Origin of the sequence: Streptosporangium subroseum (assembly GCF_900188345.1) — a bacterium.
Lineage (GTDB): Bacteria > Actinomycetota > Actinomycetes > Streptosporangiales > Streptosporangiaceae > Streptosporangium > Streptosporangium subroseum.
On sequence record NZ_FZOD01000038.1, the window covers coordinates 45,845 to 65,613 of the forward strand.

A 19,769-nucleotide genomic window follows, 5' to 3' on the forward strand; every position below is an offset into this window, starting at 1 on the left:
CCGAGCCACGTACGGGGCTCGCGGCTCACCGAAGCGTGACCGCGCCTGCCTGAACGTACGGGGTTCGCGGCTCACCCAAGCGTGACCGTGCCTCCCTGAATCGGGTGGTGACCTCCGCCCTGAAATTTAAATCCCGAAAGGAACCGTTATGAAGATCGGCGTGCCTGCCGAGGTCAAGAACCACGAGTACCGCGTCGCCGCGACCCCGGCGGGCGTGCACGAGCTGGTTCGCCACGGTCACGAGGTCTACATCCAACGCGGCGCGGGCCTCGGCTCGCACCTTCCCGACGAGGACTACCTCTTCGCCGGTGCGAAGATCCTCGACACCGCCGACGAGGTGTGGGGCCAGACCGAGATGATCCTCAAGGTCAAGGAGCCGATCGCGGAGGAGTACCACCGCATGCGTGCGGGGCAGGTGCTCTTCACCTACCTGCACCTCGCGGCCGGCCGCGAGTGCACCGACGCCCTGCTCAAGCAGCAGGTCACCGGCATCGCCTACGAGACCGTCCAGGTCGGCAACACCCTGCCGCTGCTCGCCCCGATGTCCGAGGTCGCGGGCCGTCTGGCCCCGCAGGTCGGCGCCTACAACCTGATGCGCTTCAACGGCGGCCGCGGCGTGCTGCCCGGCGGCGTGCCCGGCGTGGCCCCCGCCAAGATCGTCGTCATCGGCGCCGGTGTCTCCGGCCTCAACGCGGCGCAGATCGCGGTCGGCATGGGCGCGGACGTCACCGTCCTCGACCTCAACGTCGACCGGCTGCGCTTCATCGACGCCATCTACCAGGGCCGCCTGAAGACCCTCGTCTCGACCTCCTACGCGATCGAGCAGGAGGTTCTCGAGGCCGACCTGGTCATCGGCGCGGTGCTGATCCCGGGCGCCAAGGCCCCGACCCTCGTCTCCAACGAGCTGGTCTCCCGCATGAAGCCGGGCTCCGTGCTCGTCGACATCGCCATCGACCAGGGCGGCTGCTTCGAGGACTCGCGCCCGACCACGCACGCCGAGCCGACCTACCAGGTCCACAACTCGATCTTCTACTGCGTGGCCAACATGCCGGGTTCGGTGGCCAACACCTCCACCTACGCGCTGACCAACGCGACGCTGCCCTACGCGGTCAAGCTGGCGAACCTGGGCTGGAAGTCGGCACTCCAGCAGGACCCCGCCCTGGCGCTGGGCCTCAACACCCACGCGGGCCGGCTCACCAACGACCAGGTCGCGCTCGCGCTCGACCTGCCGTCCGTGCCGGTCTCAACGGTCATCGCCGCCTGATCCGACACCCGTACGGGCCCCGCTTGGCGGACGGACCGGAAAAGCACGGCTCCATGGTCGCACCCGTGACCGTGGAGCCGTGCTTTTCCGATCTTTACGAAGGCAGGCCCGGTCGTCCTCACGGCGCCCGGCCCGAGCGCAGGGCGCGGGCGGTGATCAGGACGTGCTCGACCTCGGCGGGGCTCGGCCAGGGAGCGCTGCCGGGACGGAGCAGCGCGGCCCGGACCAGGGCCAGATGCTTGATCGCCCCCGGGGGCAACCCGCTCCGCTCGGTCAGCCAGGCCACGACGTCGGTGTGGTCATGCAGCGGCCGGGTGACGATATCCCAGGTGCCGAGGATCTCGGTCAGCTCGCCGATCTTCAGCGGAGTGCCGCCCCGACGGGACACGGCGGCCGCGGCCAGCTCGGCGCGGGCGACCAGCTCGGGCTCGGTGGTGCGGTCCCAGATCGGGGACGGCGGGTCCGACAGCCAGCTCTCGGCCTCCTGGGAGAAACCGGCCGCCGAGAGCAGCGAGGCCAGCTCGACCGCGGCCCGGTGGTGCCCGGCCCGGGCCGCCTGGCGGAACCAGTGCTGTCCGCCCTGAAGGTCATTGTGCTCGGCGATGAGCAACAGCCCGAAGTTGAAGGCCGCCTCGGGGTCGCCGCCCGCCGCGGCACGGCTGAACCAGTGGCCCGCCGCCTGCGAGTCGCTCATCTCCACACACACAAAACCGGCCGTCCGCTGATCGTCGATCCGTCCGGTGTGGGCGGCCCGCTCGAACCAGGCACGGGCGGTGCGCAGATCCCCGTGGGTCAGCGCGATCCCGCCGAGCTGGGACGCGGCCCCGGGATGCTCGTTCTTGGCGGCCAGCCGGTAGAACGCCTCGGCACCCTCCGGATCCCGGTTGGCCTGCAGGAACAGGCCCAGATGGTAGGCCGCGTCGGCGTGGCCGCCCCTGGCTGCCAGCTCCCACCAGCGCAGCGTCTCCTCCTCCTCGCCGGAGGCGTAGGCGAGGAATCCCAGGTCGTTGGCGGAGGCGAGGTCGCCGTCCATCGCCGCCCTGCGGTGCCACTCCCAGGCGGACTTCGTCTCGCCGCCGTCCTCGCAGATCAGCGCGAGTCGCCGGGCCGCGGCCCGGGAACCCGCCCTGGCCGCCCTCTCGAACCATCGCCGGGCGGCCGGCATGTCACCGCGCTGCTCCAGCAGGAGCGTCGCCAGGTTCACCGCCGCCTCGACGTCACCGGTGTCCGCGGCGAGCTCGTACCACGCCACGGCCTCCACCAGGCTGCCGTGCTTCTCGTGCCAGATGCCGAGGTTGTACGCGCTGTCGATGTTGCCCCCGACCGCCGCCCGCTCCCACCAGTGCCGCGCCGCCGAACGGTCGCCATGCTGGGCGAAGTGGCGACCGAGCAGGTGCGCGGCCTGAATGTCACCGCCGTGCGCGGCGAGCAGCAACTCGGTCTCGCGGTCCGTGTCGTTCTCGTGCTCGGTGCTCCGGGGGATGGGTATCAAGACCGCAGCCGTCTCCCGATCGTCAGGCCACCACCCCATGTCGCCCTCCCCGCCGACGATGCACAGCCGATAGCGCACAGACTGTCACGTAACCATGCGACAGCGGAGCGTTATTACCGACTTCGGTCTTCCGGCGCGCTCGGAGGAACGCTCATCGAAGGGCGCGGAGGAACGCTCGGAGGGCTTGGAGAGATCCTCATCGGAGGAACGCTCATCACGCTCATCGGGGAACGCTCAGAGGAAGGTGATGAAACCCACGTACATCCCCATCGAACAGACGTAACGCAACGATCCAGGAGGGCGCGGGTCAAGCCGTACGGTGGCGGGCAGGGCCACGTCGCGGCCGTCGATCGTGAGCATCCGGGTGCAGCCGGGGGCGCCCACGAGGTGGAAGACGATCTCGGCGGACACGCCCGCGCGGGCGGTCACCACCCCCGGCCGGTAGCCGCGGTCGGTGGCCCAGACGTCGATCCGCTGGGTGCCGTCGGCGCGCACGGTCGCCGCCGCCGCGGGCGAACCGCCGGAGCCGGGAAGCCAGCCGCCCAGGCTCATCCCCGAGGCGATCGTCCACAGGCCCGTGGCCAGCGCGACGATCCCCGCCAGCGCCGCCAGCCTGGTCGTGGCGACCCGTCGAAGGGCCAGCCCGAGCAGCGCGAACGCGGGCGCCGTCCCCACCGCGAACCCGGCCATCACCGCCGCCCCGCCCAGCGCGGATCCGCTGGAGACCGCCACCACCTCGGTGCTGAGCGTGACCCCGCAGGGCAGCAGGATCGTCGCCGCTCCCAGCATCACCGCCCTGACCCCGGGAGCGACCACCCCGCCCCCGAAGGTGAGAGCCCTCTCCCCGGAGGCGGTCGGTTCGGTCCGGGAGACGAGCGTCCCGCTCCCAGAGGCGGCCGGTCCGTTCCCGGAGGTGATCGTCCCGCTCCCAGAGGCGGCCGGCCCGGTCCCGGAGGTGATCGTCCCGTTCCCGGAGATGGCCGGCCCGCTCCCAGAGGTGAGCCTTTCGTCCCCAGAGACGGCCGGTCCGTTCCCAGAGGGGAGCGTTCCGCCCTCGGGGACCGTGGCCTGTGAGGCGATCGTCCTGCCCCCGAAAACCGTGGCACGGAGGGCGATCACCTTGCCTCCGAAAGCCGCCGCCCGGGAGGCGACGGTCCGGTGCGGGGCGCACCCGACCGGCTCGCGCCTGAACATGCGGGCACCGAAGACCATGACCGCGATCCCCGCCACGACGAGCAGCGCGGCCCTCACCTCGGGTCCCAGCTGTACGGCGGAGCCGACCAGGCCGAGAAGCGCCCCGGCCACCACGTGCGAACCGGAACGGCCGGCCAGAAACAGCGAGACGACCGCAGGACCCGACGGCTCCCGGACCATAGGGCGGTCCCCGCCACAGACAGGGTTTTCACGGGAGGTGAGCCCGGCGAGCAGGCCCCCCTGCATCGCCGTACACGAGGCCGTGCCCGCCACCAGCCCGGCGGCGAGCCCCCCGGCGAACAGCGCGGCCAGGCCCGCGCTCAGCGGACGGCCAGAGTTGCGATCCAGATCCCCACGGAGCAAAACTAACCATGCCAGATCGGAACCGACAGTAACAATATATTCACTTTGTGCTCATAACATGCTCCCCTGGGCGGGGTTGAGCTTGCATCCCCGAGACATACGGGCCGACGCCCCCGGAGAGACGGTCCTGTACCCCCGAGGGTGTGAGCCTGTGCGTGTGAGCCTGCGCCCCCCGAAGGGGTAGGTCTGCGCCCTCGAAGGTGCGGACCTGGCCTCCCGGGGGTGCGGGCCGGCCCCCGAAGGTGCGAGCCTGGGCCCCGGAGGGGTGCGGGATCTACGAGACGCCGCCCCTCAGGACCGAGGTGTGCTCGAAGTATTCGTCGCTGCTCATCTCGCCGCGGGCGTACCGCTCGGCGAGGATCTGTTCCGCCGACGCGGTCGTGCTGACCGGACTCGACGGGGACGCGCGGTGGCCGCTCCACGGCCCCCACCCGTTGCGCCGGGCACGGAACGCCAACGTCGCCAGTGCGACCCAGAACAGGATCCAGAAGGCCGGAAACACCGGCCACCACATCCCAGGCCCCCAGTGCGGAGCCAATGCGAGGACATCCATGTCTACCTCCTTCGACGCTCTCCACATTCCTCTGGAAAGCCACGAAGGGAATCGCCCCGTCGTCTCATCTCGCTCTACCGCGCGGGGCGTACGGGTCCCGTTATGCGCGCCCCGGACCTTACGAGTGTGCGAACCCCGTTATGGGTCGCCAAGGGTTTGCGGGGCGGTGAGGTCTGTCGCGGGTCGAGGGAACTCGCGGGGTGGCGCTTGTTCCGGCTCGACGGGATCTCGCGGGCTTACCGGCCTTGTCACGGGTCGCCAGGAGCTTGGGGTGATACGGGTCGCCCAGGATCTCGCGGGCGTATGGGCCTCGTTACGAGTTGCCGGGATCTTGCGGGGGGACGGGGCTTGCCTGGAGGTTACTCAGGATCTTCTCGAAGGCCGAGGTCTCCAGGGTGAAGCCGACCGGCTCGGGGATGTGCAGCGCGGAGCCCACCGCGACGCGGGTGAGGGTCTGGTATTCCCCCGCCTTTGGATCGCTGAAGACCGTCACGGTGGGAGGCGTGGCCACGGGGTCGATGAGCAGCATCAGGGGGACCAGCCCGGAGGCGTAGAGGTCGGGTTTGCGGTCGCGGTCGTCGACGACGCTTCCCGGCGACACGATCTCGGCGACCATGAGCAGGCCGGAGGAGAGCAGCTCGCGGGCGCCCCAGCGGGGGCAGTCGGCGGGGGCCAGGACGAAGTCGGGCTCGACCGGATCGCGGGGCCCGTCGATGCAGACGTCGACGTTGCCGCTGAAACCGTCCCACCCCTTCTCCTCGATGAGCGGAAGGAGGGCGCTGTAAAGGCGCATTGCGATTCTGGCGTGCTCGGGGGTGCCCACCGGGCTCACTATGAGTCTCCCGTCGATGATCTCGGTCCGTAGTCCGGGAAGTTGGGGAAGCGCGTCGAAGAGCTCGCGCGCCGTACTTGGCAGGGGCTTGGACGCGGTCTCGGGTGAAGGCCGTAGTTTGGCGTGGCTCCGCTGCGATGTCATGGCCATTCCCCTCCGTGTTTTGATGAACACGTTGAGTATCTCGGTTGGAGGGGCCAAGTACGAGGTTTTCCCGGTAGGGCGGAGGGTCAGCCCCAGCCGGGGCGGACCAGGCCGGACTCGTAGGCGATGACGACGAGCTGGGCGCGGTCGCGGGCGTGCAGTTTCATCATGGCCCGGCTGACGTGGGTCTTCGCGGTGGCCGGGCTCATGAAGAGTTTCCGGGCGATCTCGTCGTTGGTCATGCCCGTGCCGACCAGGGTGAGGACCTCGCGCTCGCGGTCGGTGAGCAGGCCGAGGTCGTGGCCGGAGCGGGGTTCCTTGGCGCGGCTGGCGTATTCGGCGATCAGGCGGCGGGTCACGCCGGGGGAGAGCAGGGCGTCGCCGGCGGCCACGACGCGGACGGCCTGGATGAGCTCGGCCGGTTCGGTGTCCTTGACCAGAAAGCCGCTGGCGCCGTTGCGGAGGGCCTCGAAGACGTATTCGTCGAGCTCGAAGGTGGTCAGAATGATGATCTTCGGTCCCGGGGGCATCTCCCGGGTGGCGGTCAGCCCGTCCATGCCGGGCATGCGGATGTCCATCAGGACCACGTCGGGTTCGTGCTCGGCGGCCAGGCGCAGGGCCTGCGCGCCGTCGGAGGCCTCGGCCACCACGGTCATTCCGGGCTGGGCGTCCAGCAGGGCCCGGAATCCGGCCCTGACCAGCGCCTGGTCGTCGGCGAGGACGATCTTGATCATGCGGACTCCTCCGGGATCGGCAGCCGCGCCTCGACGCGGAAGCCCCGTCCATGATGTGTGGCGGTCAGTGTGCCCCCGAGGGCCGAGGCCCGTTCGCGCATGCCGGGGATGCCGTTTCCGCTGCCCAGGCTCTCTCCGGGGGTGTCGCCGCCGGAATCGGTGACCTGGATGGTCAGCGCGCGGGAGCCGTACTCCAGCAGGACCGTGACCGAGGCGCCGGGAGCGTGGCGGGTGACGTTGGTGAGGGTCTCCTGCACGATGCGGTACCCGGCCCGTTCGACCCCGGGCGGCAGGGGCCTGACCTCGCCGGTGACCTGCTTCACGACCGGGAGCCCGCTGCGCTCGATGAGCTCGTCGAGCCGGTCCAGCCCGGCGGTGGGAGAGCGGGGCGCGTCGTCGCGCAGGACGTTGAGCACCGAGCGCATCTCGGTCAGCACGTCCTTGGAGGCCTGTTTGATCGTGGTGAGCGCCGTGCGCGCCTGTTCGGGGTGATCGTCGATCAGGTGCAGCGCGGTGGAGGCCTGCACGTGGATGAGGGAGATGTTGTGCGCCAGCACGTCGTGCAACTCCTGGGCCATGGTCAGCCGCTCCTCGCTGGCCTGCCGCCGGGCCTCCTCCGTCTCCGTCCGCTCCCGTTCGGCCAGCCGTTCCTTCCTGACCCGTGCGAACTCCGCCACCGCCAGCACGATTCCCATGATCGCGGCCACCGCGAGGTTGTGGAACCAGCCGGAGACAGGGTCCGGGGCCAGCCAGTTCGTGTAGACGACGAAGAACGCGTAGGCGAAGGCCCAGGTCGCCGCGACCACGCGGCGGTGACCGAGCAGGATGGCGTTGTACGCGGCGATGATCGGGCTGATGAAGACCGGGCCGTAGGCATGGCCCCGGAGGATGAAGACACAGGTGACGACCACGGTGACGAGCAGGACGGGCACCGGGTGGCGGCGCCGGGCGAAGAGGGCGAGTGGTCCGACCAGGAGCAGCGCGTTGCCGAGCGGGTCCACCGGGACGCGGTCGCTCTGGTTCCATTCCACCCCTTGGGTGCCCATGACCTGGACGAAGCCGGCGAACAGGGGGAGCAGCCGTTCGATCCAGCGGGGTTTGGCGCGCACGCTCAGCACTTTACGGCCGCCCCGCTGACCGGTGCGTCCGTCCGGGGAGGAAGGAGGGACTACATCGCCGGTAGTAGGGAAAAGGTCGATAAATCGGACGGGCTGAATTGACGGGCAAAGGGCTGACAAGGCGGACGGCTTGAGTCAAGCTGTCTGCGGGAGGCCATAATGATCACTCATCGCATCGCCGTTCCCCTTGCCGGAATCCTGGCCGGGACCTCTGTCCTGTTTGTACAGCCCGCGGTGGCGTCACCGCCCGCGGTGGAGAAGAAACCCGTCGCGGAAGGGTATGGCGGAGCGGTTTCGACCGTCGACCTGGACGCGAGCAAGGTCGCGCTGGGGGTGTTGCGCCAGGGTGGCAACGCGATGGACGCGGCGATCGCCGCGGCGGCCACGCTCGGCGTGACCGAGCCGTACTCGGCCGGACTGGCCGGGGGCGGGTTCATCGTCTACTACGACGCGCGGCACAAGAAGGTCCACACGATCGACGGCCGCGAGGCCGCGCCACAGGCGATGGGTCCGGCGTCCCTGGAGGGCATCCCGTTCGAGGAGGCCGTGACCAGCGGGCTGTCCGCGGGGGTGCCCGGCAGCGTGGCGCAGTGGGAGCTGGCGCTGCGCAGGTTCGGCACGCTCTCGTTGAAGCAGGCGCTCAACCCCGCGATCGAGGTCGCCTCGAAGGGGTTCGCGGTCGACCAGACCTTCTACGACCAGACGGCCGCCAACGCCGCCCGGTTCAAGGACTTCACCTCCACCGCGAAGCTCTATCTTCCCGGTGGCGCCCCGCCGCCGGTCGGATCCACGTTCCGCAACCCCGAGCTGGCCGAGACCTACCGTCAGCTCGGCAGGCGCGGTGGCGACTGGCTGTACGAGGGTGCTCTCGGCGCGGAGGTCGTGGCGACCGTGAAGGCTCCGCCGGTCACGCCCGGCTCCACCCGCAAGATCCGCCCCGGCCTGATGGAGACGTCCGACCTGAAGGCCTACCGGGCGCTGGAGCGGCTGCCCACGAAGATGACCTACAAGGGCATGGACGTGTACGGCATGGCGCCCCCGTCCTCGGGAGGCTCGACGGTCGGTGAGGCGCTCAACATCCTCGAAGCCCTGCCCAGGATCGGCCTGCACGAGTATCTGGAGGCGTCCCGCCTCTCCTTCGCAGACCGAGGCAAATATGTCGGGGACATCCCGGGTGTGCCGCTGAAGGAGTTGCTGTCCGACGGGTTCGCCAAGGAGCGCGCCTGCCTGATCGGTGACCGGGCGATGCCCCACCCGGCCCCGCCGGGCAACCCCGACGGGCGCTACGGGCCCTGCCCGGTCGCGCCGTCGGCGCAGGCCACCGCGACGCCCGCCGAAGGCCCGGAGACCACCCACCTGGTCGTGACCGACCGATGGGGCAACGTGGTCGCCTACAACATCACGATCGAGTCGACCGGCGGCAACGGCATCGTCGTTCCCGGACGGGGCTTCCTGCTCAACAACGAGCTGACCGACTTCACCTTCGGCCCGGCCCCCGGCGACCCCAACCTGCCCGCGCCCGGTAAGCGGCCCCGGTCGTCGATGGCCCCGACGATCGTCCTGGCGGACGGCAAGCCGTTGCTCGCGCTGGGTTCTCCCGGCGGTGCCACGATCATCACCACCGTGCTGCAGATCCTGGTCAACCGCTGGGACTTCGGCATGTCCCTGCCCCAGGCGCTGGCCGCCCCCCGAGCCAGCCAGCGCAACATCGCCCAGACCCAGGCCGAGCCGGACTTCATCGAGCGCTACGGCCCCGAGCTCACGCTCAAGGGGCAGAGTTTCGCGCCGACCCCCGAGATCGGCGCGGCAACCGCCATTGAGTTCCTTCGCAACGGAAGGCTCCAGGCGGTGGCCGAACCCGTCAGGAGGGGCGGCGGCAGCGCCCTGGTGACGAGCGAGCGCCGGTAGGACCGTCACCGCTGATCGGCGAATTCGCCGATCAGCGGTGACGATTGCCGGTGCGGGGCGTGGATTCTCGATGAGATCGGGAGATCGCGACGAGTTCCGTCACCCGCTGGAGGTCGCACTCCCCGCCGGGCTCTCCGCAAACGCGAAGCCGCCGGGCCTTCCATGAACGTGAAGCTGCCAGGTCGTGCGTGGAACGTGAAAACCGTCGGGCCCTGCCGCGAACATGAAGGCCGCCGGGCCCTGACGTGAACGTGAAGCTGTCGATGCCCTCCAGAGAACGTGAAAGCCGCCGGACACTCCAGGGCACACGAAAAGCGCCGAGGACCAGGCCGTCGGCGCTGTCGGTTGCTTGGCTGTTAGAGCAGCAGGTATGCGGCAATGACGACGATGACCAGCACCGCGACGCCCGCCACTATCGGCAGGGTGTACGACCGCTTCTGAGGGACGGCCTCCGCCTCCTTGCCCTGCGCGAACGCGCGAAACGCCTGGGTGTTACCTGCTGGGTCAATCTGAGGATCAGACATGGGTCGACTTTAGCGACATCAGGTGTCCTCTCGACACCGATTTGTGGCACTTTTGCAGATACTCGTGGCGCGTGAGACCGGCGCGGAGGGTGAGGTGCGGTACTGCGGAGAGGACCGCCGGTCAGGGCGGATAGCGTGGGGGCATGTTCCGGATCCTGTTCTCTCCTCGCGTGATGGCGCTCCATCTGCTCGCGATAGGAGCGCTTGTCGCGTGTGGGCTGCTGGGCCGCTGGCAGCTCGGCGTCTTCGAGGATTCCGGTAAGCCCCATGCGCTGCTAGACCCCGCTCCGGTCGCGGTCGGCACACTCACGCAGGCGGGCAGGCAGATGACGACCGACGCGGTCAACCGTCAGGTGACGGCGGAGGGGACCTTCGACGCGTCGAAGCAGCTCCTGGTGGCCGAACGGGACGAAGGTCTCTGGCTGCTCGTCCCGCTCGACCTCGGCGACGGCACCTCGATCCCCGTCGTGCGCGGGTGGGTGGCCGCGGCGGGCGATCCGGCGATCACCGCCGTGCCGGCGGGCAAGGTGACGGTCACCGGGCGGCTGCAGCCCTCGGAGACCCTGGACAGCGTGGCGCGCCGGCCCCGGCAACTGCCTCCCGGGCAGGTGATGACCGTGTCGTCGGCCGAGCTGATCAACCTGTGGAAGGGCGTGAAGCTGCGCAACGGGTTCGTGGTGGCCGCCGGGGAGTCCCCCGCTCCGGCCGTCGCGGCCAAGCCGGTGAACATGCCCCCTCCGACCGAGCTGGGTGGGTTCACCTGGCGCAACCTCGCCTACGCCGCCCAGTGGTGGATCTTCGGGCTGTTCGCGGTCTTCATGTGGTGGCACTTTGTGCGCGACGCCCTGCGAGGACCTACGGCGGAGCAGGAGCCCGAGCCCGAACCCGCCGCCGTGTGAGCCCCCCGACATATCGTTCCTGTGCCCGAACTCCCAGACCGAGGTAGATGACCGTGGAATCCGCCCTCAAGCCCTTTCGCATCCTGGCGTACATCGTCGGCACGATGCTGCTCGTCCTGTCCACCTGCATCGTGCTCAGGTACGGCTTCGGCATCGAGCAGCCTTCAAAGATCGTTTCCCCGATCCACGGTTTCCTCTACATGCTCTACCTGGTGGCGACGATGAACCTGGGAATGAAGGCCCGGTGGTCGTGGCAGTACATCGTGGGCGTGATGCTCGCGGGCACCGTGCCGTTTCTGTCGTTCGTGTTCGAGCGCAAGGTCACCCGGCGCGTGGAGGCCGAACTCGCGGCCGCGCCCGCCTGACCGGCTCGGCCTCTGATCGGTCCGGCTCCTGCCCGGCCAGGAGTCTCTGCTTGGCGCGGCCCTTGACGGGTTCGGCGCGGCCTTCGGCAGACCGCCGGACTCCGAGGGCCACATGAAGCAGGCCGGGACCTGCCCCTGTGAAGGGCGGGTCCCGGCCTGCGTCGGCTCAGCGGCCGAGGCCACGCCTGCGAGAGCGCTTGAGCCGCTCGCGCTGGGATGGGTCGAGCATCATGTATCCGATGACCGGGGCGGCGATGACGCCCAGGATGACCAGCAAGGTCACGAGACCCGGCAGGAAGATCCACGACAGGACCACCGCGGCCCCAGCACCGATCGCGTACTTCTGGATGGGCGACATCCTCAACATCCTCCGAACGCGGGGCGGACGCCCCTTCTGTTGTTCATTGTGCGTCGCCTACTCAACGTGTGGGCCCACCGACAGGGTTCCATCCGAGATATATCGTGATCCGGCCGGAACCCCGGGGATGCGAGATCGCCCGGGAGCCGTGTGTCCTGCCCGCTCCGAGGGTAGATGCCGCTGGGATCCTCCGGAGTCTCTCCGATGGCCGTGAGGATCCCGGCCGTGATCTCGTCCGGATCGGCGCATGGACGCTCGGCGGGCACGGGCCCGGCGGGTGTGGATTCGGCGTGCCGGCTCATCCGTGATCACTGCGGATTCCGTCGTCTGCCAGTAGTAGCGAAAAAAGAAGTTAACGCATCTATGGGCGTTTCGTGGTGATCGTTCTACGGAAGAGTAAGAAAGGCTGTCCATGCCGATATGGACGGCCGGTTCGGCGTTTCGTCGGCAATCACGGTGATCATAGGGGGACGGGCTGTGAGCGGCACTGAGCAGGAGCCGGCGCGAGCCGAGCTCAGTGCGGTCGGGCAGGCGCTGGAGATCCTGGGGGATCGATGGGTGCTACTGATCTTGCAGCGGGCGTTCCTCCTGCGGATCCGGACCTTCGCCGGGTGGCGGGACGCGCTGGGCATCTCCGAGTCGGTGCTCGCCTCCAGGCTCAAGGAGCTGGTCGGTCACGGGATCTTCGAACTGTCGGCCTACCGGAACGGGCGGACCCGCTACGAATACCGGCTGACCGAGCGGGGACTGCGGTTGTGGACGCTGCTGGTGGCCATCCACACGTGGGAGCGTGACTGGGCGGACCGGAGGCAACTGCAGCCGCTCCGCCATGACCTCTGCGGCGAGGACGTGAAGCCGTACCTCGGGTGCGGCGCCTGCCTGGAGCCGATGAGCGCCCGTGACACCCGGACCGAGCCCGGTCCGTCGGCCATCTTCTCCCGGATCGGCTCGTCCCGCCGGCATCGCCGTACGGTCCGATCGGTCGCGGAGTCCGACCTGATCGGCTACTGCCCGGACTCGATGGAGATCCTCGGCGACCGCTGGAGCACGAGTGTCCTCGCCGCGGCCTTCCTGGGGACCAGCCGCTTCGTCGACTTCCAGTCCGGCCTCGGCATCGCACCCTCGGTGCTCACCGACCGCCTGCGCCGCTTCGTCGAACTCGGCGTCTTCGACCCCCGCCCCGACGGCTCCTACCGGCTCACCGACAAGGGCCTGGCCTTCTTCGAGGTCTTCGCCTTTCTGGTCGACTGGGCCCAGGGCGAGCTTCCCGGGCGCGAGGGCTCGGGGCTGTCCATCGCCCACAGGCCGTGCGGCGCCGCGTTCGACCCGGTCCTGTTGTGTACGGCCTGCGTCCGGCCACTCCGCCGCCGCGAGGTCCGCTTCATCTTGTCCGGCTGAGGCCTTCCAGAATCCATTGAGTGATCGTGAACGCGCCCTTGCGCGTGCTGTGGTCGCCGTCATCGGCACCGCGACGTTCGTACTGAACGACGACCACGAGGTTGGCCGCTCGGAAGACCACTCCGGTGTTGTAGGAGAGCTGGCTGTTCTCGTACGTGTATGCCTCCGTGGCGACGCCGGGGAGCGCCGTCACGGGTATGATCTTGTTCAACGGAAGGCCGGCCTCCGTCGTAAGCGGCCCTCGCTCTTCTTCGAGGAAACGGGCGTAGAGCTTGCGGGCTTCTCCGGCGGAGGTGAAAGAGAAGGCGTCGATCCCGAGTGTGTAATTCCAGCTGTCCGGCAGGCCCGTCGTATCAGCGGTATCAGGGGTTTGCCACTTGCAGTGAGAAGTCCCTTCCTTGGAGGGTGTGGTCTCCAGCGACAGTTCGGCCGCCTGTTTCCGAGAGATGAGCTTGCAGGGATCGAACGGCTTGGGGAAGAAGGTGGGGAGCGCGACCGGGGTGATGGACGGCGCCGGTTCGGAGGGGCGGGGCCAGAGCCAGAAGGTGGCGCCTCCCAGGACCAGGACGGCGGTGACGGCCGCAGTAACGACGAGGGGGCCGCGGCGGGGGCCCCGCTGCGCGGGGCGGGGAGCGATCCTCTCCAGCGTCAGCCGGACCGAGGTGGCGTCGGGGTGGTGGGCGGGCTCCACGGCCAGCAGCTCGTCCAGCAGCGAGGTCAGCGGGCCCGAGCCAGTCGAGCCGGTGACGGGGTCGGCCAGGGGCGTTCCGTCCGCCAGGCGAAGGCCGGCCTGGGATCCCGTGTCCGGCATCCGGCCCTCGACGGCGGCGAACAGGGTGACACCCAGGTCGCGCAGCTCGTCGGCGGGGACGGGGGAGGCGATGCCGGTCAGCACGACCCGGCCGCCGGGGGCCAGCAGCACGGCGTCGGGGGTGGCGGCGAGGTGAACGCCCCGCTCATGGGCGGCGGCCAGGGCGTCCAGCACACGCAGGCCGATCTCGGCCGCGCGCTCCGGAGCGAACGGGCCGTCGGCGCGGACCGTCTGGAGCAGTGAACGGCCCTCGACCGACTCCATGACCAGCCACATCCGGTCGGGAGTGGAGATCACGTCGTGGAGGGCGGTGATGCCGGGATGCCGCAGGCCGGCCGTGGCACGGATCTGCCCGAGGAGCCGGTCGCGGTGCGGGCCCGGGGGCGGGAGCCGTACCTCGGAGATCGTGACGTCGCGGTGGAGCAGCTCGTCGCGCGAGCGCCAGCTCGTGCCCGTGGGGTCCCGGCGCTCCAGCATGCGGTAACGCCCGGCAAGGAGGCTGGGATCGCTCATACCGACCGCCTCGCCCGCGCCGACCGCCTCGCCCGCGCCGACCGCCTCGCCCGCGCCGACCGCCTCGCCGGCGCCGGCTGTCTTGACCGCGTCGGTCGTGCTCTCCGAGCCTGCCGTTTCACCCCTGCCGGTCGCCCTGTCGCGTTTCCCGTGACGCGGGAGTTCTCAGTCACGGCTGTTCAACTCCTCGGCGACCTGGCGCGCGGCGTGCAGGGCGTGCTCGCGCAGCTCGGTGCTCGCCTGTTTGCCCTTCTCCGACACGTCGACCTTGATCAGCAGATTGCTCACCCGGAAACGGATGACCGCGTGGACCTCGTCCAGGGCGACTACGTCGTAGGAGAACGCCTCCGCCCCGACCCGGCCCACGTTCCTGAGCGGGCCGACCGAGCCGACGAGGCCGGTTCCCTTATCGGCGACGATCCCGGTGCGCTCGGCGATGAAAAACGCGTGGGCCGCGTCGGGGCCGCTCTTCCCCGGCACGGAGCCCTTGAGGCCGAGGGCGACGCGGAGGCTGCGCTTGTCGGCCGCGTCATTGTCCCAGAGGCAGTACGGTTCGCCGTCCTGCCCGGAAGGCTTCATGGGAGTCGGGGACGCACTCGGCACCACGGCCTTGCTCTGGGACTCCGTCAGCAGGGTGCACGGGTTGGGAGCGGTGGGGAAGCGCCCGGCGCGGGGATCGGGAGCGCCCGGCGAGGCCGTGGGCGTCACCGGCCCGTCGAGGGACGCCAGCAGCATGGCTCCGGCCGCTCCGATCGCGACCGCCGCCAGCACGACCCCGGCGATCAGCCCGGTACGGCGCGGCTTCGGCGGCGGCGCGATGGCCAGTGGTGCCGCTGCCGGCGGGGCGGCCGCCACGGGCAGCGCCCCCGGGTCAAGCCCCTGGGCGACTCGGTGCAGGGCGGTACGGAGCCCGGCCTCTCCGGGACGCTGCCTGGGGTCCTTGGCCAGTACGGCGAGCAGCACGGGCGCCAGGGCCGCCGCCCGGGCGGGAAACGGGGTCTCCTGGGTGAGCACCGCGCCGAGGGTGGCCACCGGGGTGTCGCGCTGGAAGGGGCCCCGGCCCTCGACGGCCGCGTACAGGGTCGCGCCCAGGGACCACAGGTCGGCGGCGGGGCCGTCGCCGGTGCCGCGTAATCGTTCGGGGGCGATGTAGCCGGGGGAGCCGACCAGCGCGTCCGGCGAGGTGAGCTGGACCTCGCCCTCAAGCGTGGCGATGCCGAAGTCGGTCAGCAGCACCCCGCCGTCCTGGGCGAGCATGATGTTGGCCGGTTTCACGTCACGATGCACGATGCCCCGGCTGTGGGCGAGGGCCAGCGCGTCGAGTACGGCCAGCCCGATCGCGGCCACCGACCGCGGTGGGAGCGGTCCGTCCGCGCGCATCGCCTGGCCCAGCGAACGGCCTCTGACCAGGTCCATCACGATCCACGGACGGCCGTCCTGCGCGATGACGTCATGCACGGCCACGATGGACGGATGGCTCAGCCGGGCGGCGGCACGGGCCTCGCGGAGGGTGCGTTCGCGCATCTCGACGCGGTGCGCCTCGGGCAGGTGCGGGTCGATCCGCACCTCCTTGATCGCCACCTCGCGGTGGAGCAGCTCGTCGAGGGCCCGCCAGACCACGCCCATCCCGCCCTCACCGAGGCGTCCGAGCGCGCGGTAACGGCCCGCGAGCACCGGGAGCGACGGGTCAGCCATGGGTCTTCAGGGACTCGGCGATCCAGCGGGCGACCTTCTCGGCGTTTTTTGTGATCTTGCCGTCGGAGTCCGTCTTGATGCCACCCCGCTCGTACTCGACCTCGGCGATCAGGTTGCTGACCCGGAGGACCACGGTCACCTTGTAGGACCCGCCGTACAGGTTGATGGAGTTGTAGCCGCCGAAGGAGAAGGCCTCCTCGCCTATCCCCTTCAGGTCCTTGGGCGGGGCGGGCTTCGGGGTGGTGAACTGGGCCTTGTCGACGAAGTCCTTCTTCTTACCGGCCAGATACTCCTTGGCCCTCGCCAGCTCGGAGCCGTCCTGCTTCTGGGCGACCAGCCGTACGCGGAGGTCGAACTTCTCCACGTTCGGCTTGCGCCAGTCGTGGGAGTTGAGCCAGTTGCACTCGGCGGCCTCGACCTCCGAGCTCTTGAACCCCGGCACGACCTCTTCGGCCTGCTTGTCGTCGAGCAGGCCGCACGCCCTGGGAGCGGCGGCAAAGCGTCCCTTGGCCCCGGCGCCCTCGGCGGAGTCGGCGACGGCATCGCTCTCGCCGGAGCCGCTGAGCACCGAGGTGAGCAGGATGCCGATGGTGACCGCCATGGCGATGAGCAGGGTGCCGGTCAGCGCCACCACGGAGCGGGGCACGAGCACTCCGGCTCGCAGATCGGAGCGTTCGGTGGGGCCGGTCGGGGCCTGCGAGGGAGAGGCGAGGGGGATGTCCCTTCTCGTTCCGGTGCCCGGGGCCGGCTCGCGCGAGGTGGGATCGTCCGGAAGGGACGGAGCGCCGGGCATGGGCGGGGCGGAGAAGAGAGGCGGGGCGGGGAGGGCGGAGGTCCGCTCGTAGGGGCCCGGCGGGGTGGGCGCGGTCGGCTCCGAGCCGGGGGATCCGGGCGTTCCACGGTCCAAGGGTCCGGTCGCTCCGGGCGTCTCCGGGCCGAGAGGTCCGGTTCCACGGCCGGTCGCTCCGGACGCGTCCGAGCCGAGGGGTCCGGGCCCACGGTCGGGGGATCCGGGCGTCTCCGAGCCGGAGGGGCCGGGTGTTCCAGCGCCGGAGGGGCCGGATGCGCCGGAGCTGAGGGGTCCGGACGTTTCAGGCGTTCCGGGGCTGAAAGTTTCGGTCGTACCGGGTGTTCTCGGGGCGTAAGGCGTCGCGTCGCCGTTGAAGGGCCCAGGTGCGCCGGGCATCCTGAGGTTGAAGGGCGCCGTGACAGGGCCGCCGGTTCCGAGCGCTTCGGGGTCGGAAGGCGCCGCGGCATCGGAGCCGAAGGGCCCGGGGCCGCTCGCCCCGGACCCGAACGACCTGGGGGGTGGGGGGAACGCGCTGGAGCCCGGCGGCAGGGAGCTCTGTGAGGAGAACGGCGGGGGAAACGCACTGGAGCCGGGCGGCAGGGAGTTCTGTGAGGAGAACGGCGGCGGGAACGACTCCTCGAAGCGGGGAGGGGACGCCGCCATGGCGGCGCGGGGGACGGAGGCCTCGCCACGGCTCTGCGCGATGTCGAGCAGAGCCATGCGCAGGAACCCGGGGGCGGGCCGTTGCGTGGGGTCTCCGGACAGCAGGCTGAACAGGATGGGGGCGATCGGCCCCGCGTTCTCCAGGGCGCCGCCGGGCGACGGCGGGTGCCCCTCGACGGCGGTGTAGAGGGTGGCGCCGAGCGACCACAGGTCGGCGGCGGGGCTCGTCACCCCCTCGGGAGCGGTGAAGACCGGGGACGGAAGGGTCGGTCCGGTGAGGATGATCTGGTCGTAGGGGCCGAGCAGCACCGAGCCCGGCCGTACGTCACCGTGGAGCATCCCGCGGTTGTGCACGGCCACGAGCTGGTCCAGCACGGCCAGGCCGACCACGGCGGTCCGTTGCGGCGGCATCGGCCCGAGCCGTCCGATCACCTGTTCCAGCGAGGCCTGCTCCAGCACCGACGGGACCTCCGTCCCGGTCTCGGAACTGAGATCGGTGGGCCCGCCGGCGTGCCTGCCCTGTGATCTGGGGGTGTCTGGATGGTTCATCCGCCAGCCTTCTGCTTGTTCAGCGCGTTCGCGATCCAGGTGGCGGCGGTGTGGGCGCCCGCCCGGATCGAGGGGCCGTCCTCGCTGCCGTCCACCACGGTGTAGCCGACGTCGACGACCAGGTTGTCGACGCGGAGGACCACGAAGCTCTGTTCGAGCCTGCCGGTCTTCCGATTTTCGTAGACGTCGTAGCCGAAAGCCTCGTTCCCGACCGGTGCGACCGGCAGCGGCCCCGTGGAGCGGGCGGAGCGGGCGCCGGCCTGGATATCCGACCAGCTCCAGGCGAGCTGGCCGCTGGGGATGGCGTTGTTGCGCTCGTTCACGAACAGCTCGTGAGCCTGGCGCGGGCTCTTGCCCCACTGCTTGTTCAGGCCCGAGGGGCGCACCTCCAGGCCCAGGCCGCTGACCGTCCACCGGCAGCCACCGTTGCTGGTCGGTTTTCCCTCGTCGTTCAGTGCCGGGAGCAACCGCTGGACACTGGCGACGGGGAGCAGCTTGCACAGGTCCACGGGGGTGGCGAAGGCACCGGGTTTCTCGCTGAGCGCGGCAGGCTTCTCGACGACCGTACGGTCCGCCGACAGGTGGACCACGCCCATCGTGGCCCCGATGACCACCGCGACCACCGCCACCTCGACGGCGGCCCACAGCGCCGCTCCCCTGGGCTGGAGGAGGGGCCGGAGGGCCGGAGCCGGCTGGGGGCGGTGCGGCGCCGCCGCGGGCACAGGCGCGGGCGCAGGCGCGGGTGTGGATGCGGGTGGAGGCGTGGTGGCCGTACGGCCGGCGGCGAGCTCCTCCAGGGCGCGGGCCACGGTCTCGAAGGACGGCCGGGCCTCGGGCAGGGGGTCCAGCATGAGCATGAGCAGCGGGCCCAGCGCGCCCGCCCGCTCAGGCTGTCTGGCCGGTTCGGTGAGCACCCGGCTGATCGCCGCGATGGGAGTCGCGGCGGGGTGCGGCGGCAGGCCCTCGACGGCGAAGTAGAGGGTCGCGCCGAGCGACCACAGATCGGAGGCGGGAGTGCCGCGTTCGCCGCGCAGCCGTTCGGGGGCGGCGTAGTTGGGCGCGTCGACGAGGTGGCCGGTGCGCCCGGAGGTGACCTCGCCGTCGACGACGGCGAGACCGAAGTCGGTGAGGACCGCTCTGCCCGTCCTGGTGAGGAAGACGTTGCCCGGCTGGACGTCGCGGTGCACCATCCCGGCGGCATGGGTGGCGGCGAGCGCGCTGAGAATGCCCACACCGACCCTGGCCGCCTGGTGGACCGGCAGCGGCCGCCGATTGCGGACGGTCTGTTCCAGGGACGCGCCCGACAGTCGCTCCATGACGAGCCAGGGCCGCTCCTGCTCGATGATCACGTCGTGGACGGTGACGATCGAGGGATGCTTGAGCCGGGCGGCCAGGTTGGCCTCCCGGAGCGCGGCGGCGTAGGTCTCCTGCCGCCGGACGGGGTCGAGGTCCGGCGGAAGCCGTATCTCCTTGACCGCCACGTCACGGCCGAGCGTCTCGTCGGCGGCAAGCCAGACCGTGCCCGACCCACCCTCGGAGAGGGGGTTGAGCAGCCGGTAGCGGCCTGCCAGCACTCGAGTGTCGATCCTGCTCACCCCGTTC

At 70.5% G+C, this 19,769-nt stretch carries 17 protein-coding genes; 5 read left to right on the forward strand and 12 right to left on the reverse strand.

Features of this window, described 5'->3' with window-relative positions; all coding sequences use genetic code 11:
- Window positions 1-148: 148 nt before the first annotated feature.
- Window positions 149-1,264, forward strand: coding sequence for an alanine dehydrogenase (gene ald / locus CHC08_RS30255; protein ID WP_089210786.1), 1,116 nt, complete (start codon window positions 149-151; stop codon window positions 1,262-1,264).
- 118 nt (window positions 1,265-1,382) lie between these two features.
- Here the strand turns inward: ald and CHC08_RS30260 are convergent, their stop codons facing one another.
- From CHC08_RS30260 to CHC08_RS30285, 6 genes are all read right to left on the reverse strand, one after another.
- Window positions 1,383-2,795: a tetratricopeptide repeat protein gene (locus CHC08_RS30260; protein ID WP_089210816.1), complete on the reverse strand. Its 1,413-nt coding sequence runs from the start codon at window positions 2,793-2,795 to the stop codon at window positions 1,383-1,385.
- 195 nt (window positions 2,796-2,990) lie between these two features.
- A complete protein-coding gene (locus tag CHC08_RS30265) occupies window positions 2,991-4,313 on the reverse strand; it encodes an urease accessory protein UreH domain-containing protein (RefSeq protein ID WP_089210787.1) in 1,323 nt (440 codons plus the stop codon).
- A gap of 274 nt (window positions 4,314-4,587) precedes the next feature.
- Window positions 4,588-4,866: an SHOCT domain-containing protein gene (locus tag CHC08_RS30270; protein WP_143653397.1), complete on the reverse strand. Its 279-nt coding sequence runs from the start codon at window positions 4,864-4,866 to the stop codon at window positions 4,588-4,590.
- 313 nt (window positions 4,867-5,179) lie between these two features.
- Window positions 5,180-5,842 (reverse strand): Uma2 family endonuclease, encoded by a 663-nt coding sequence (locus CHC08_RS30275; protein ID WP_245878651.1) that lies wholly within the window; start codon window positions 5,840-5,842, stop codon window positions 5,180-5,182.
- A gap of 86 nt (window positions 5,843-5,928) precedes the next feature.
- The gene (locus CHC08_RS30280) at window positions 5,929-6,576 is read right to left on the reverse strand and encodes a response regulator (RefSeq protein WP_089210790.1); all 648 of its coding nucleotides are present in this window, start codon (window positions 6,574-6,576) and stop codon (window positions 5,929-5,931) included.
- The gene (locus CHC08_RS30285; protein WP_089210817.1) at window positions 6,573-7,685 is read right to left on the reverse strand and encodes a sensor histidine kinase; all 1,113 of its coding nucleotides are present in this window, start codon (window positions 7,683-7,685) and stop codon (window positions 6,573-6,575) included. The genes CHC08_RS30280 and CHC08_RS30285 overlap by 4 nt, the downstream gene beginning before the upstream one ends.
- A 168-nt stretch (window positions 7,686-7,853) precedes the next feature.
- Here CHC08_RS30285 and CHC08_RS30290 point away from each other — a divergent pair, with 168 nt between their 5' ends.
- Window positions 7,854-9,602 carry a gamma-glutamyltransferase family protein gene (locus CHC08_RS30290; protein WP_089210791.1) on the forward strand — a complete coding sequence of 583 codons (1,749 nt, stop codon included), beginning with the start codon at window positions 7,854-7,856 and terminating at the stop codon, window positions 9,600-9,602.
- 356 nt (window positions 9,603-9,958) lie between these two features.
- Here CHC08_RS30290 and CHC08_RS49835 read toward each other — a convergent pair whose 3' ends face one another.
- Window positions 9,959-10,126 (reverse strand): hypothetical protein, encoded by a 168-nt coding sequence (locus CHC08_RS49835; RefSeq protein WP_179282296.1) that lies wholly within the window; start codon window positions 10,124-10,126, stop codon window positions 9,959-9,961.
- A 143-nt stretch (window positions 10,127-10,269) separates the two neighbouring features.
- Here CHC08_RS49835 and CHC08_RS30295 point away from each other — a divergent pair, with 143 nt between their 5' ends.
- Window positions 10,270-11,025 (forward strand): SURF1 family protein, encoded by a 756-nt coding sequence (locus tag CHC08_RS30295; RefSeq protein ID WP_089210792.1) that lies wholly within the window; start codon window positions 10,270-10,272, stop codon window positions 11,023-11,025.
- 47 nt (window positions 11,026-11,072) lie between these two features.
- A complete protein-coding gene (locus CHC08_RS30300) occupies window positions 11,073-11,390 on the forward strand; it encodes a DUF3817 domain-containing protein (RefSeq protein ID WP_245878652.1) in 318 nt (105 codons plus the stop codon).
- A gap of 166 nt (window positions 11,391-11,556) precedes the next feature.
- On the opposite strand, the gene CHC08_RS30305 is transcribed toward CHC08_RS30300, so the two are convergent.
- On the reverse strand, window positions 11,557-11,748 hold the full coding sequence (locus CHC08_RS30305) for a hypothetical protein (RefSeq protein WP_089210819.1): 192 nt from the start codon (window positions 11,746-11,748) through the stop codon (window positions 11,557-11,559).
- A gap of 477 nt (window positions 11,749-12,225) precedes the next feature.
- Here CHC08_RS30305 and CHC08_RS30310 point away from each other — a divergent pair, with 477 nt between their 5' ends.
- Window positions 12,226-13,146 (forward strand): winged helix-turn-helix transcriptional regulator, encoded by a 921-nt coding sequence (locus CHC08_RS30310; protein WP_179282297.1) that lies wholly within the window; start codon window positions 12,226-12,228, stop codon window positions 13,144-13,146.
- Here the strand turns inward: CHC08_RS30310 and CHC08_RS30315 are convergent.
- The 4 genes from CHC08_RS30315 to CHC08_RS30330 form a co-directional block, all read right to left on the reverse strand.
- A complete protein-coding gene (locus CHC08_RS30315; protein ID WP_089210794.1) occupies window positions 13,130-14,470 on the reverse strand; it encodes a protein kinase domain-containing protein in 1,341 nt (446 codons plus the stop codon). The two genes, CHC08_RS30310 and CHC08_RS30315, sit on opposite strands and share 17 nt — an antisense overlap.
- Window positions 14,471-14,635: 165 nt before the next feature.
- Window positions 14,636-16,165: a protein kinase domain-containing protein gene (locus tag CHC08_RS30320; protein WP_089210795.1), complete on the reverse strand. Its 1,530-nt coding sequence runs from the start codon at window positions 16,163-16,165 to the stop codon at window positions 14,636-14,638.
- The gene (locus tag CHC08_RS30325; RefSeq protein ID WP_089210796.1) at window positions 16,158-18,167 is read right to left on the reverse strand and encodes a protein kinase family protein; all 2,010 of its coding nucleotides are present in this window, start codon (window positions 18,165-18,167) and stop codon (window positions 16,158-16,160) included. The genes CHC08_RS30320 and CHC08_RS30325 overlap by 8 nt, the downstream gene beginning before the upstream one ends.
- Complete coding sequence (locus CHC08_RS30330; RefSeq protein ID WP_179282298.1) at window positions 18,164-19,762, reverse strand: protein kinase domain-containing protein; 1,599 nt, start codon at window positions 19,760-19,762, stop codon at window positions 18,164-18,166. Before CHC08_RS30330 ends, CHC08_RS30325 begins: the two co-directional genes overlap by 4 nt.
- Between the last annotated feature and the right edge of the window lie 7 nt (window positions 19,763-19,769).

Excerpts from the sequence above, each read along its gene's own strand:
- CHC08_RS30325 (WP_089210796.1), bottom strand. The coding sequence starts at position 18,167 with ATGAACCATCCAGACACCCCCAGATCACAGGGCAGGCACGCCGGCGGG.
- ald (WP_089210786.1), top strand. The coding sequence starts at position 149 with ATGAAGATCGGCGTGCCTGCCGAGGTCAAGAACCACGAGTACCGCGTC.
- CHC08_RS30300 (WP_245878652.1), top strand. The coding sequence starts at position 11,073 with ATGACCGTGGAATCCGCCCTCAAGCCCTTTCGCATCCTGGCGTACATC.
- CHC08_RS30275 (WP_245878651.1), bottom strand. The coding sequence starts at position 5,842 with ATGACATCGCAGCGGAGCCACGCCAAACTACGGCCTTCACCCGAGACC.
- CHC08_RS30315 (WP_089210794.1), bottom strand. The coding sequence starts at position 14,470 with ATGAGCGATCCCAGCCTCCTTGCCGGGCGTTACCGCATGCTGGAGCGC.
- CHC08_RS30270 (WP_143653397.1), bottom strand. The coding sequence starts at position 4,866 with ATGGATGTCCTCGCATTGGCTCCGCACTGGGGGCCTGGGATGTGGTGG.
- CHC08_RS49835 (WP_179282296.1), bottom strand. The coding sequence starts at position 10,126 with ATGTCTGATCCTCAGATTGACCCAGCAGGTAACACCCAGGCGTTTCGC.
- CHC08_RS30305 (WP_089210819.1), bottom strand. The coding sequence starts at position 11,748 with ATGTCGCCCATCCAGAAGTACGCGATCGGTGCTGGGGCCGCGGTGGTC.
- CHC08_RS30295 (WP_089210792.1), top strand. The coding sequence starts at position 10,270 with ATGTTCCGGATCCTGTTCTCTCCTCGCGTGATGGCGCTCCATCTGCTC.
- CHC08_RS30260 (WP_089210816.1), bottom strand. The coding sequence starts at position 2,795 with ATGGGGTGGTGGCCTGACGATCGGGAGACGGCTGCGGTCTTGATACCC.
- CHC08_RS30280 (WP_089210790.1), bottom strand. The coding sequence starts at position 6,576 with ATGATCAAGATCGTCCTCGCCGACGACCAGGCGCTGGTCAGGGCCGGA.
- CHC08_RS30290 (WP_089210791.1), top strand. The coding sequence starts at position 7,854 with ATGATCACTCATCGCATCGCCGTTCCCCTTGCCGGAATCCTGGCCGGG.
- CHC08_RS30320 (WP_089210795.1), bottom strand. The coding sequence starts at position 16,165 with ATGGCTGACCCGTCGCTCCCGGTGCTCGCGGGCCGTTACCGCGCGCTC.